The following is a 13,249-nucleotide window of genomic DNA, read 5'->3' as shown; positions in this document are numbered from 1 at the left end:
GGGCATAATGCTTTAACAGAAAGGCAACTTCATGAATATACTTATCGGGAGAAAACAATAGGAGGGATTAATATGAAGGATCAACATTATCCGGGCGTACCAATGAAAGGGACAGTTGCTGATTACAACTGTAAAGGAAATAAAGGAATGAACAAAATGAAAGCGTATTCATATAATGCTAGAATTTGTCCTATCATTTGTATTACTCAGGAGCCGACTGCGAATGAGGGTAATGTTGTTGATTTTTCAATCCTATTAAAGGACACTTCGGATGTTCTATATTCGCGACCGGTAAATGGTAATACCCTGCTCACGAAGGAGTTGAGTTCCCATGTCTATGACTGAAAATATTGCTCAGGCAGCACTGGGCGCAGCGATGAAGGCAAACAGGTCCGTTGCGCCTTATGATTATTGCGATGCAGAATCCAGACGGATGTACACGCCTCAATTTGATAAAAAAATGGACAATCCTATGTATACCGCTGCAATGGCGGGCCTTCAATCGATCTATTGGTTTCGGGCGATCAAGGTGAAGGGGCTCATCCCTGATGCAAAAGCAGATTATTATGCTACGTATTCTACCAACCATAATCACATCGGAGGAATTGGACTAGCCTACTCCAACAGCCCGACAGGACCATGGACCAAACACGGACAGGTGTATCTCGATACTGTGGTTGGGAATTCGACGGAAACTCCATTTGTGATCTGGAACGATGAAGAACAATTGTTCTTTATGTATTATCAACAAAACGGACTGGGGATCAATCAATCAACGGCACTTGCAACCTCTGTAGACATGATCAACTGGACAAGAGTAGGTTTGATTTTGGACAAACCTCCCGGGTTCCCAGGTGATGGTCATACCGGTTACTTCTCGTGTTTCAGAAATGGCGGCAAATGGATCGGTTTCTCGGTGATGGGCGGTGGGGATTTTGGTCGTAAATGTATCTGGCATTCACATGACGGACGTAGCTGGTTAGCTGATCCAAGACCATTAATGGGTGGTAATGATGCCACTTTAAGTGCAGGAGAAAACATTTCGAGACCCAATGCTGGTGTATTTATGTACAAAGGGAGCATGTGGTGGCTGGGTATGTTATCGGCTTATGCTTCCGGTGGAGTTACGACTGTAGCTCGGCCTGCCATTGCCAAGATCAGCGCAGACTTTCGTCAACTGTTGGACAAACCTACAGATATATATTTTCCGGCATTGAATTGGGAAACGACCAACATGCAATCCTTGATGGTGTCCGTTATGGACGGCGTAGTGTACGTGTATTACAATACCGATCATAATATCGGTGTAGCCTATTCAGTGGGGGTGTAGAGATGGTTATACGTGATGCAGCGGGTCAAATCGTGCCCTTTGGAAAGGTCCACAAACAGCTTGTGGCCGATTTTCTTTACGGAACGTTACCGGATTGGGTGGAGGTGGTGGGCACCCCTACGTTTGAGCCGTTGCCCGACAGAGGGACCATAACCGTTACAACACCGACAACGGCAGGAGCCACGGCAGAGTTGAAAATGAAATATCTGATTGACAGCTCGAAAGTAACCGCAATTGCAATCACTTTGGAAGCGCTACAATTAAACGGGAACATTGGAATCTCAGTTCAGGTTGGCATTAAATCGAAGGATAGCAAGGCCGGAATCACCTTTTTTCAAAACGTAAATCAAAAGTATGGTATGGTCCGTGCCTATAAAGCAGATGGAACGTACACGGATTTTAATCAAAACATGGTGTTCTTCACCACCCATGGCGTAGCAGGAGATGAAGCACAGAACCGTAAGAATCTCACTGTGCTGCTATGTACCGGATTACAGTTCTCAGCTGGGTTCGAGAGACCGTCCGTATGGCTTGGTGCGGATGATCAATATGGAGGTGTTGCCGCTGACCTTAGCGGTGGGGTGTTCCAACATGGAGAACTGCAATGTCTGTTGAAACTGACTACAAGTAAGGCAGAGGCCAAGTATTTCAAATGTGCACAGATGAAAGTGGATATCTGGAGTAATTAATCAAACTGGGGAGACGCCGGAAGATGAATAAGGTGCATGATTTGAATTGGAATGACGAACAGAATAAATAGATAATCTGCATGGATCGGTAAAAAGACATACGTGCAGTAAAATGGTACCTAAACACGGACACTTTGATAAAGAAGTGCAGTGTTTGGGTACCTTTTTTATTAGAGAAGATTGATGATTGTACCGCCTGCTGCACCAGTAACAACAACGATCCACGGTGGTACTTTCCAAAAAACGAGCATTAGAAATAACATACATACCAGTGCAAAATCAACAGGAGTTAGGATCGCAGTTGTCCAGAGCGGATCGTACAACGCAGCCAACAAAATACCTACTACGGCTGCATTAATTCCGATTAATGCTCCTTGAATTTTCGAGCTTCTACATAAAGAATTCCAGAAGGGCAATGCTCCTACGATCAGAAGGAACGCTGGCAAAAAGATAGCGATCGTTGCAACCAAAGCACCTGGAACCCCACGCATCATCGCACCTAAATAACTGGCAAAGGTGAACAATGGTCCAGGTACAGCTTGTGTTGCCCCATATCCCGCCAAAAAGTCGGACTTGTTCATCAGACCTGTAGGGACGAATTCACGTTCCAGTAACGGAAGGACAACATGCCCTCCACCAAATACAAGTGATCCTGAACGGTAGAAGCTATCAAAGAATAACAGCCATCCCGAACGATCAAAGGGTGTGAGGAACGGGAGCAGAATCAGGATTCCAAAGAACGTAACCAAACAGACGATTGCCAACTTACGACTCACAGGGACAGACAAGTCTACTGTATTAATCCCTGTCATTTTTCTAAAATAGATCATACCTATCATGCCTGCAATAACAATAAAAAGGATTGGGGTGAACGCAGTTGGCCACACAAGAGTCGCCGCTGCAGTAAAGATAGCGATGGTTGCCCTGTAACGGTCAGGAGTTAATTTTTGCCCCATACCCAATATCGCCTGAGCGACAATAGCTACAGCAACAATTTTCAGACCGTGAATCCAGCCCGTACTGCTGATATCAAATCCTTGCAGAAGGAAAGCGAACAATACTAACGCCATGACAGAAGGAAGTGTAAAACCAAGCCATGCCATCAGTCCCCCCAGCAAACCGCCGCGGATGATGCCAATTCCAATCCCGACTTGACTGCTGGCAGGCCCGGGCAAAAATTGACATAGCGCAACTAAATCTGCATAGCTTCGTTCATCCATCCAATTTCTACGGCGAACATATTCTTCATGAAAGTAACCAAGATGAGCGATTGGTCCTCCAAATGAAGTCAAGCCGAGTTTGGTTGATACAGCCAACACCTCAGAAAGTGCTCTGACTTTATGTTTGGGCTTTTCTGGGGTTAGAAATGAATTATTCTCCAAACGTGTTATTCCTCCTTAACGGTTCAACTTAGGTTATCCGATGGATGAAAGTTAAGGAAGGATACATTTCCTCTACCGATAACTACATTATAATCCTCCTCATCGCTATTCATTTAAACGCAGCATTAAACTATATTATTTTTTTATATTAGCTATTTACATACACAATTTAATTGTGTACAATGTAATTGTTAGCGATACAACAGAAGTCAAAATTAAGTCAAAATAAATCTAATCAACTAAAGGAGTTTTCACAAATGAAAACATTATATGAAACAACAGTCATCAATACAGGCGGACGTCAAGGAATCGTACAATCCCCAGATAACGTGTTTATGTTGGATGTTGCTGCACCGCCTGAACTCGGAGGACAAGTGACGACAGCTACCAATCCGGAGCAGTTGTTTGCAGCAGGGTATAGTGCTTGTTTTAACTCCGCGCTGGAGTTTCAATTGAAGAAACACAAAGTTGAAATTGAAAGAAGTACCGTAGCTGCTACTGTAATGTTGGTGACGGACTCTGAGGACAACGGTGTGAAGCTTCAAGTCGATTTGGAAGTTAAGATTCTCGGTCTGGATGAGGAAACAGCACAGAAATTTGTGAAACTTGCCCATGACTACTGCCCATATTCCAAAGGAATTAAAGGGAACGTGAATGTTAACGTGGAACTCGCGTAATCATTGAAACTATTTGTTGTTAAAAGAAGCCTCCGAGAAATCGGAGGTTTTTTTGTATTATTTTGCTCCGTTGTAAGATACGTCTGCCCGGAAAAAGCAATAATAATGATTGCAATATACCTATAGGGGGTATAATGAATAATACAAATAGAATTAAAGGAGTGCAAAACATGAAAAAATATTTACTGACCCTATCGACTATATTGATTACAGGCAGTTTGATTTTGAGTGGATGTGGCAAGGAGACTCGGCAAACTATTGAAAGCAACGATGACAGTCATACAGCTGCCGCAGGTGAGATGCACCATTCTGAATCGGGAGAGCTACCGGAAGGACTGCGGGAAAAAAACAACCCCACCTTCCCAGTAGGAAGCCAGGCGCTGATGAGTGCCGACCACATGTCAGGCATGAAGGGTGCGAGAGCACAGGTCGTTGGAGCATATGAAACTACGGTATATGCAGTTACGTATACACCAACAACAGGCGGAGATCCCGTGCAAAATCATAAATGGGTTATCCATGAGGAAATACAGGACCATAAGGAACAACCGTATGCGGCAGGTTCTGAGGTAGTGTTGAGCGCTGATCACATGAAAGGGATGAAGGGTGCGAAGGCCACAATTGATTCTGCTGAAGAGACAACGGTATATATGGTTGATTATACCCCGACAACAGGGGGAGATTTGGTTAAGAATCACAAATGGGTCACAGAAGAAGAATTAACTGCTAGCCAATAGAACCATTTGTATGAAACAGCCCTTTTTATACAGAAAAATCAATTTAATACTCAATTATGGGTTATAATGGTATTAAGATTATACAAAACTGCTGAAAGGGGAATGTACTTATGATGGATTTTAGCAAACCACCCCATGGCTCTGAGACCGATACCCACCGTCAGCGTCATCAGGAGAATGAACAGAAATACCTGTCCGGAGGCAAGAGCATTTGGTATGAAATCAGCAACTGGCTTATTCTCGGAGGTATCCTCCTTGTCATATTTTTATTATTTAAATACGTTTTCTAAATAGACACACAACCGGGCGAATCCCCATATGATGCATTACATCAGTAAGCACTTGGGGAAATGGGGAATCCGGGATGGCAAAAGCAAAAGGTAAGAAAGCTCCCGCATTAAAGAGTGACAAAATTCGTGTATCCATGAAGTTGGTCACTTCGGATGTATGTGAGAAATGCAAGACACCATGTACACGTGGCATGGATTACGCTGCACGGATGCGAATCGAAGGGGCTATAGGCAAAGGTGTTCCCTGTATCCTGACTCGCCATACTTCTTCATAACTCTTCGTATAATGCCGCATATATAACAATTATAGATCAGGGGCATCCTTTAATAAGGATCGCCTCTTTTTGTGCATTCCAAGGGGTGGAAAAAATTCTGGATAAAAAATGAAAAATGATGAAAAACAGCGCAACTTTGTGGATGAATCTGCAGTATAAATGTACAACAGCTAGCAGCAGGGGAGGGAATATTGACGGGATGAAATGGAAACGAATATTGCTTTGTGTCACGGTATTCTCCTTGCTCGGCGGGTCTTTATTGTTTGCAGATTCGGTGAACGAGAAGATTCGTGTTCTCATTAACGGCAAGGAAGCAGCTGATGGAGGTTATCTCATTGATGGAACGACCTATGTACCTGTAAGGGAAGCCGGAGGCGTCGTCAAATGGGACAGCAGTAACAAGAGAGTAACGGTGATCAAACCGAATGTACATATTTTTCTCTTCAAGGGAGACACTGTATTTGGCAACGTTAACGTAGGTAAGCTGAAATTCAATGTATTTTCACAAGTGGACAGTCTGACAGCAGATGTAGCTGCGGTGAAAGTAACGATTACCAATCCAAGCGGTCAGGTGAAGGATATCCAGTCACAGGAGCTTACGACACAGAAGGATAACTTCTGGTTCCGCACATACGATTTTACGTACGATTTCAGTCGTGCCGGCAAGTATCAAGTCGGCTTTCATATTAAAGAAAATGCAAACAGCAGCTACGTCCTGGTAGCGGAGAAAATCATTACAGCGCTGAATGATTGAAGCGAAAATTACCCTGTGAGTTAAATTGACCTGGGTCATTGAACATGTTACGATATGCAAGGTTACACAATTTCTATTTATAAAGCGAGGTATTTCAATGAGCGATCACACACATGAACACGGCGATGGCTGCGGATGCGGGCAAGACCACGACCACGACCACGAGCATGAAGAAGTCCTTCTCACATTAACAGACGAGAACGGCCAAGACGTGGAGATGGTTTTGGTGGAGACGTTTGACGTGGAGAAGCATGTTTATGCGCTCCTGCTGGAACGTAACAATCCTGAAGCTGACGGCATCATCCTGCGTATGGAAGAAGAAGACGAGGAAATGGTGCTCTACAATATTGAAGACGAAGAAGAGTGGAACCGCGTTGAAGCGGCTTACAACGAACTCGTTGCATCACAAGAATAGTCATTCTTTTGGAACATAACATGAAGGCTCCTTGATCTCAGGGGGCCTTTTGTTTGTTTTTTAAGAGTATACGAGCATTTACACCACCGATTTGAACGACAAAATAGACGGGAAAATGCAAACTCGCTTGTCCCATAAAATAAAAAAGGACCAAGCTTAAGGCTTGGTCCTTTAAGTTCATCCCATTTACAGCGCAAATGGGGTTGTTCTAGAAAATGGCATCGGCTTCCACGATCACTTTAACGTTGGTTACGCTGCGATCTTCGGGTCCTTTGACAGGCAATCCAACCTCGACATGATCGATGATGTAGTCGATGTTTTCCTGGGTGATAACCTCACCCGGTAACAGGATCGGAATTCCTGGCGGATAGACATAGATGAATTCCGAGATAATACGTCCTGCGGATTCCTTAAACGGAATCACTTCGGTATCACCGTAGAATGCATCACGTGGAGTCAGCATCAACTGTGGAATATCAGGAACTTTTACCACCAGTTCATGGGCCGGGTTAACTTGATAATAGGTACGGGATAGATCCTGCAAAGCGTTTAGCAAGATATCCACGCTATCATCTGTATCTCCTGGCGTGATGAGACACAGAATATTGTACATATCACTAAGTTCAACCTCGATGTTGTAATGTTCACGCAGCCAGTTCTCTGTCTCATACCCTGTAATACCCAGATGGCGAACATGGATCGTTACTTTGGTTGGATCATAGTTGAAGGTCGCTTCTGTGCCCAGCAACTCTCTACCGAAGCAATACAGGCCATCCATATCGTTGATCGAACGTCTGGCAAACTCAGCTAGTTCAATCGCCTTCTGTGCAATCTCACGACCGTGGAGTGCCAGGTTACGTCTTGATGTATCGAGTGAAGCAAGCAAAATGTATGAAGTTGATGTAGAGGTGAGCAGACTCAGGATCGTCTGTACACGCTGTGGATTCACGAACCCATTCTTTGTGTTCAGGTTGAGTACGGAACTCTGTGTCATGGAGCCACCAAGCTTGTGAACACTGGTTGCAGCCATATCGGCACCTGCTGCCATCGCAGACAACGGCAGATCCTCATGGAAATGAATGAGTACGCCATGTGCTTCATCAACGAGGACAGGGACTTGATAGCTGTGTGCCAGCTCAACTATTTCTTTAAGATCTGTAACCACGCCGTAATAGGTCGGGTTAATTACAAGCAATGCCTTGGCATCAGGATGACGCTCAAGTGCGCGACGGATAGACTGTGTAGTCACTCCATGGTCAATGCCCAGATTGGCATCTTGTGAAGGAGACACAAATACGGGTTTGGCGCCTGAGAAAATAATGGCGGACAGAACCGATTTATGCACATTACGGGGCACAATAATTTTGTCACCCGGTGAACATACAGACAGAATCATGGTCATAATGGCACTGCTTGTGCCTTGTACACTAAAATAGGTATAATCGGCTCCGAAGGCATCTGCTGCCAAAATCTGTGCTTCCTGAATGACACCGGTTGGCTGATGCAGGTCATCCAACGGTGCGATGTTAATCAAATCTATGGAGAAGGCATTATCGCCAATAAATTCACGGAATTCGGTATCCGCTCCCAATCCTTTTTTATGGCCCGGAATATGAAACTGTACCGGATTGAGTGCCGCATGATTTTTTAAAGCGGTAAACAGCGGCGTACGGTGGTGATTCATCAGTGCTGTCACAACCCTTCCTAATAAAATTGGTAAACAAAGATGAGTATAGCAAATTAAGAACCGAATGCAACAGTATAATCGACAATTTTTTGAATTGCCGAGATTTGGACACATTCCCCACGGTTACACTAAGGATAGGGAATAGGCAATTGAACGGCGAAAGGGGAAAAAGAATGCAAACCGATACAAAACCAGCCAAAATTTTGCGATCACCATTTTTTATCGCGATGTGGCTGACACTTTTTCTAGTTGAAATTATCAAAGGGGCCCTGTTGGTAGCTGTTTTGCCCGTCTATATGGACAATATACTGGGTCTGTCTGCAGGCGTCATTGGTGTGGCATTTGCTCTTCAATATCTGGGAGATAATCTGTTCCGGGCGCCTTCCGGCTGGGCAGCAGAACGGATCGGGTTCCGCGCAACGATGGTTACAGCACTAATCTGTACCTTAATCGCTGTTATTATGATCCTTTTTCTCAAAAGTGCCTTTGGACTGGCCATGGCCTGTCTCATTCTTGGCATTGGTACGTCACCACTCTGGCCTTGCGCCATGACAGGGGTGACTGCGATGTCTGGCCCACAGAACAAGAATGGTACAGCAATGGGGGCGCTGGAGATGGCCGCTCTGGGCGGTACAGGCCTTGGACCAATTGGCATGAACTGGTTGCTGGAGCGTACGCATCATGATTATCGAACTATATTCCTCGTGCTGATGGGTTGTGCCATTCTCGTTATTCTGGTGGCCATGATTCTTCCTGGACGTGTCATTGTTGAAGGAGAGCATGCCGAGCAAGCAGCGAAGAATAGTGATGTGAAATATCCAGCCAAACCGAATCTGCTCACGCCGTTCATCCGGCTGCAAAAGAGTGTGAAGGGTACACTACAACGGGTACGCAGCACACTTAATGTTAATCCACTGGTGTATCCTGCCTTGTTTATGCAGTCGTTTGTCATTGGGCTGCTTAGTCCAGTAATCACGCTATATACACGCACAGATCTGCACATCTCACCGAACCTTTACAGTTTGTTGCTGATTGCGGGAGGTGGAATAACCGTTATTGCCTTACTGCCTGTAGGTAAAATGGTAGACAGGTTTGGCACGAAACCGTTCCTGAACGTTGGTTTTTTGATGGCGGCGGCGAGTCTGTTCGCATTCTCCTCCATAACATCCATTCCGGTGGTGTTTGGTGTTGTCATGTTGGTGGGCATCAGTTATGCCATGATTCTGCCCGCCTGGAATGCTTTTGTAGCCACACTAATTCCCAAAGGGGAGCGGGGAGCAATCTGGGGATTCTTCCTTACATTGCAGGGATCTGGCATGGTTGTAGGCCCTATTGTTTCCGGGTTGCTGTGGGACCACGTTAGCCATCCGGCCCCATTCATTGGCAGTGCCATCGTCATGGCAGGACTTGCCGTTGTGCACTTTGTGTTATCCCGCAATCCGTTTCGCACCGCTCCGGCCAAATAAGCAAAAGAAAAGGGAGTTCCACCAACCGTCTTGGTTGTGGAGCTCCCTTTTTCGCGTCCGTTATATCACGATAATCGGGGGCTTGCCCCTGTGCGTCTGCGGAAAGCTGCAATCCGGCGGTCCTTTCGGTGAAAAATAGTCAAATAACCAAGTACCCTTACATAAAATGAAGTATAAAATAGGGTAAGCCGATTGAGTAGAAGCGATTGAAGACGAGGGCCGGAGTTGATCCGGTACAGATGGAGGGAGTGCCGTGAATAAGAGTTATGAAGTTGAATATTGCAATCTGGAGCTGCGGTTCAACCGTCGGCATATCCAAAATTTGATCAGAGACCTTATTCGTGAGGGATATTCACTATATTGGAGCGAGGACGAATCCTTTTTTATCCTGTCAGTCCGGACCGGCCGCAAGCTGGTAAAGCTCCGCTTTCAACAGACACGCACAGGGAACTACAAGATGACTGGAGATTATATCATTAAGGATGCAAAACTTGCAGAGTGGCTGGAGAAGCTGATTGGAGATACACGCGGGCATGCGGTTGTGAAGCGGTTCAAGGATCAGCAGATGACCGTGGAGAACATTTTATTCGGTGAAGTGATTCGTCTCGTGGAAGTGTCTGGGTTCAAGCAGCGTGTCATTTTTCAAAAGGAACCTGCGCCGACGGCGGAAGAGATGGAAGAAATGTTCCTCTCGCGCGAAGGCGAAGAGCGACTCATGTTGTTACGCATGGAAGTGGACGATGAACTGGAGCGCCTGTATACGGCTGTTCAGCTGAATAATACGGAAAAGGCAAATGCCTGCCGCGAAGCATTGAAACAGTTGTCTGGACATCTGTTAATGCTGGAAGGTTGATGAATATTTCTTTTGAAAGTCATCTATACCAAAGCCCCGGCGGAAGCCAGGGCTCTATTTTTGTGCCTAACGGGCATCACGGACGACAGGGGTTGATGATGGAATATTGCGAGCTTTCAATCCAGGCATCAAATTCATCCAATCCTTTGGTGAGCAATAGGTTGGCTTCAAAAGAAGTGATGGGTACTGCCCACAGTAATGCTATCGTTTCATGACCCACATGAATCTGTTCGAGGGATTCTTTTTCTCCCCGCAATTCATCAATGAGAAAGGCAGTCGCATTCCATCGGGCTGGTGCTAATTCGCTTGATTCCATCACACGGGGAACCGTTGAATCCGGCACATTTTCGATGTGATGGGAGATCAGATCGACCAGGTAGGTGTTGACACGCTCGACCTCTTCACCGCCAAGATCCGGTTGCAGCGCAAGCATCCATTCAGCAGCTACAAGCTCTCCTGAGGGCCGCATTGCCTGAGACAACCCAACCGTCACGAATCTTGCGATGCCAGATTGAATTGTGGCAGGAAAATAATAGATTTCTACATGAATGTTTCTTTCTGGCTTCGAAAGAATGATCCTGAGCTCTGGCACCCCCCATTCATTCATATACGCCCCCAGAAGAAATGTTCTTCGAATATCCAGGGAAAACCGTTCCTCTTTTGAGAGCTGCTCTAAGGCCATTATGTACACTCCTCCTTTTTGTTCGAATTTCATTGGATATAATTATAACATTGTACAATACAATATTGGTTTAATTGGATTACTCTGGCATGATGTATTATCTTCACGGTTCTATTTATGAAAATACGATGAACACCTCAGCAGATTGGGGTGTTTTCTCGTTGCGTAGCTGTGCCACGGGGTTCACTTCTATACATAAAACCGTTAAAATGGGAGTATTGTTGAGAATTTATTTCAATAAAATTAATTGGAGCAAAGGATGGAGGACCAGATGACAAAACAACAAATTGGCGTAATTGGCCTGGCTGTCATGGGCAAAAATTTGGCCCTTAACATTGAAAGCAAAGGTTTCTCAGTATCGGTATATAACCGTTCCCCGGAGAAAACCAATGATCTTCTGAAAGAAGCTGAAGGTAAAAACCTGACAGGCTCATTCTCCATTGAAGAGTTCGTAGCATCCCTGGAATCCCCGCGCAAAATTTTGATCATGGTACAAGCCGGCAAAGCGACCGACGCTACCATTGAACAACTGCTTCCTCACCTGGATGAAGGCGACATCATCATCGATGGAGGAAACGCATACTTCCCTGACACGCAACGTCGCAGCAAAGAGTTGGAAGACAAAGGCATTCGCTTCATCGGTACAGGTGTATCCGGTGGTGAAGAAGGCGCACTGAAAGGCCCTTCCATCATGCCAGGTGGACAGGAAAGTGCTTATAAACTGGTTGAACCGATCCTGACGGCGATCTCGGCCAAAGTCGGTGACGATCCATGTTGTACATATATTGGACCTGATGGTGCCGGACACTATGTGAAAATGGTGCATAACGGTATCGAGTACGGAGATATGCAGTTGATTGGTGAAGCGTACCACTTGCTCAAATCCGTATTAAACGTTTCTGTTGAAGAGCTGCATGCGATCTTTACGGAATGGAATCAAGGAGAGTTGGATAGCTACCTGATCGAAATCACTGCAGATATCTTCTCCAAATACGATCCGGAAACAGGCAAACCAATGGTTGACGTGATTCTGGACGCGGCTGGACAAAAAGGAACAGGTAAATGGACAAGCCAAAGCGCGCTGGATCTCGGAGTTCCATTGTCCATGATTACGGAATCCGTATTCTCCCGTTTCCTGTCTGCCATGAAGGACGAGCGTGTAGCAGCTAGCAAAATCCTGAATGGACCAGCAACTGAAGCGTTCTCCGGTGACAAAAAAGCGTTCATCGAGAGCGTGCGTAAAGCCCTCTTTGCAAGTAAAATCGTATCCTACGCACAAGGATTTGCACAAATGCGTGCAGCTTCCGACGAGTATGGCTGGGATCTGAAATACGGTAACATTGCCATGATCTTCCGTGGCGGCTGTATCATTCGTTCGCAATTCCTGCAAAACATCAAAGAAGCTTATGATAAGGATGCAGCTCTGAAAAACTTGCTCTTGGATCCTTACTTCCAAAACATCGTTGAGTCTTATCAAGGTGCATGGCGTGAAGTTATAGCGGCTGCTGTAAAACAAGGTATTCCGGTACCTGGCTTCTCCAGCGCTCTTTCTTACTACGACAGCTACCGTACAGAGCGTTTGCCAGCAAACTTGCTGCAAGCTCAACGTGACTACTTCGGTGCTCACACGTTCAAACGTGTGGACAAAGAAGGCAGCTTCCACCACAACTGGATGGAGTAGTACCACATATACAAGTCTATTAGATTTGGTCAAAGTGCCCTTAAGCAGGAGGTTTGGCCTGCTAATAGGTTCAAAAGAGGTTTGGCGTTCCGGTGATTGCCGGTTAACGCCAGGCCTCTTTTTTTACTTTGTTATACAGTAATAGTGTTGATGTAGAAGATATGTAGCTGATTCTAGACCTAATGAACATGAGACACGCTATTTTGGCAAAATGAGTCGGTTCTATTTTTTAACGAACTCAGAAGGCCCTATTTCGATAATTTGCAGCGAAATTTCGGTGTTTTGACAGTGATTTTTTGAAATAAGCTTACTGAGATTCGTTAGAAGTTTA

15 protein-coding genes are annotated in these 13,249 nt (G+C 45.3%); 12 read left to right on the top strand and 3 right to left on the bottom strand.

Features of this window, described 5'->3' with window-relative positions; genetic code table 11:
• Positions 1-72: 72 nt before the first annotated feature.
• From V6669_RS20770 to V6669_RS20760, 3 genes are read left to right on the top strand one after another with little or no spacing between them, the layout of a single operon-like run.
• Complete coding sequence (locus V6669_RS20770) at positions 73-345, top strand: hypothetical protein (protein WP_338587901.1); 273 nt, start codon at positions 73-75, stop codon at positions 343-345.
• Positions 332-1,330, top strand: coding sequence for a hypothetical protein (locus V6669_RS20765; RefSeq protein ID WP_338587900.1), 999 nt, complete (start codon positions 332-334; stop codon positions 1,328-1,330). The genes V6669_RS20770 and V6669_RS20765 overlap by 14 nt, the downstream gene beginning before the upstream one ends.
• A 2-nt stretch (positions 1,331-1,332) precedes the next feature.
• The gene (locus V6669_RS20760; RefSeq protein WP_338587899.1) at positions 1,333-2,019 is read left to right on the top strand and encodes a hypothetical protein; all 687 of its coding nucleotides are present in this window, start codon (positions 1,333-1,335) and stop codon (positions 2,017-2,019) included.
• A 170-nt stretch (positions 2,020-2,189) separates the two neighbouring features.
• Here V6669_RS20760 and V6669_RS20755 read toward each other — a convergent pair whose 3' ends face one another.
• On the bottom strand, positions 2,190-3,401 hold the full coding sequence (locus tag V6669_RS20755) for a chromate transporter (protein ID WP_338587896.1): 1,212 nt from the start codon (positions 3,399-3,401) through the stop codon (positions 2,190-2,192).
• 257 nt (positions 3,402-3,658) lie between these two features.
• On the opposite strand from V6669_RS20755, the gene V6669_RS20750 reads away from it, so the two are divergent.
• The 6 genes from V6669_RS20750 (at position 3,659) to V6669_RS20725 (ending at position 6,549) form a co-directional block, all read left to right on the top strand.
• Entirely contained in the window at positions 3,659-4,078 is a 420-nt protein-coding gene (locus V6669_RS20750; protein ID WP_017687397.1) for an organic hydroperoxide resistance protein, read from the top strand.
• Positions 4,079-4,248: 170 nt separating this feature from the next.
• Complete coding sequence (locus V6669_RS20745) at positions 4,249-4,815, top strand: YdhK family protein (protein ID WP_338587894.1); 567 nt, start codon at positions 4,249-4,251, stop codon at positions 4,813-4,815.
• A gap of 110 nt (positions 4,816-4,925) precedes the next feature.
• Positions 4,926-5,105: a hypothetical protein gene (locus V6669_RS20740; RefSeq protein WP_017687398.1), complete on the top strand. Its 180-nt coding sequence runs from the start codon at positions 4,926-4,928 to the stop codon at positions 5,103-5,105.
• Positions 5,106-5,179: 74 nt separating this feature from the next.
• On the top strand, positions 5,180-5,380 hold the full coding sequence (locus V6669_RS20735; RefSeq protein ID WP_338587893.1) for a hypothetical protein: 201 nt from the start codon (positions 5,180-5,182) through the stop codon (positions 5,378-5,380).
• Positions 5,381-5,579: 199 nt separating this feature from the next.
• Complete coding sequence (locus tag V6669_RS20730) at positions 5,580-6,134, top strand: copper amine oxidase (RefSeq protein ID WP_036614723.1); 555 nt, start codon at positions 5,580-5,582, stop codon at positions 6,132-6,134.
• 97 nt (positions 6,135-6,231) lie between these two features.
• Positions 6,232-6,549, top strand: a complete 318-nt coding sequence (locus tag V6669_RS20725) for a DUF1292 domain-containing protein (protein WP_036614722.1) — start codon at positions 6,232-6,234, stop codon at positions 6,547-6,549.
• A 208-nt stretch (positions 6,550-6,757) separates the two neighbouring features.
• On the opposite strand, the gene V6669_RS20720 is transcribed toward V6669_RS20725, so the two are convergent.
• A complete protein-coding gene (locus V6669_RS20720) occupies positions 6,758-8,233 on the bottom strand; it encodes an aminotransferase class I/II-fold pyridoxal phosphate-dependent enzyme (protein WP_047844430.1) in 1,476 nt (491 codons plus the stop codon).
• Positions 8,234-8,409: 176 nt separating this feature from the next.
• Between V6669_RS20720 and V6669_RS20715 the strand changes: the two genes are divergently transcribed.
• Positions 8,410-9,702 (top strand): MFS transporter, encoded by a 1,293-nt coding sequence (locus tag V6669_RS20715; RefSeq protein ID WP_133385500.1) that lies wholly within the window; start codon positions 8,410-8,412, stop codon positions 9,700-9,702.
• 253 nt (positions 9,703-9,955) lie between these two features.
• Positions 9,956-10,555 (top strand): hypothetical protein, encoded by a 600-nt coding sequence (locus V6669_RS20710; protein WP_091028595.1) that lies wholly within the window; start codon positions 9,956-9,958, stop codon positions 10,553-10,555.
• A 76-nt stretch (positions 10,556-10,631) separates the two neighbouring features.
• Here the strand turns inward: V6669_RS20710 and V6669_RS20705 are convergent, their stop codons facing one another.
• Positions 10,632-11,237 carry a suppressor of fused domain protein gene (locus V6669_RS20705; RefSeq protein ID WP_338587891.1) on the bottom strand — a complete coding sequence of 202 codons (606 nt, stop codon included), beginning with the start codon at positions 11,235-11,237 and terminating at the stop codon, positions 10,632-10,634.
• A gap of 271 nt (positions 11,238-11,508) precedes the next feature.
• Between V6669_RS20705 and gndA the strand changes: the two genes are divergently transcribed.
• Positions 11,509-12,918: an NADP-dependent phosphogluconate dehydrogenase gene (gene gndA / locus V6669_RS20700; protein WP_338587890.1), complete on the top strand. Its 1,410-nt coding sequence runs from the start codon at positions 11,509-11,511 to the stop codon at positions 12,916-12,918.
• Positions 12,919-13,249: the final 331 nt, after the last annotated feature.

The organism is Paenibacillus sp. Y5S-9, from assembly GCF_036894235.1.
In the GTDB taxonomy this organism is placed as follows: Bacteria; Bacillota; Bacilli; order Paenibacillales; family Paenibacillaceae; genus Paenibacillus.
Note: the sequence above shows the minus strand (reverse complement) of the source record. Positions and strands in the feature narration are given on the sequence as shown.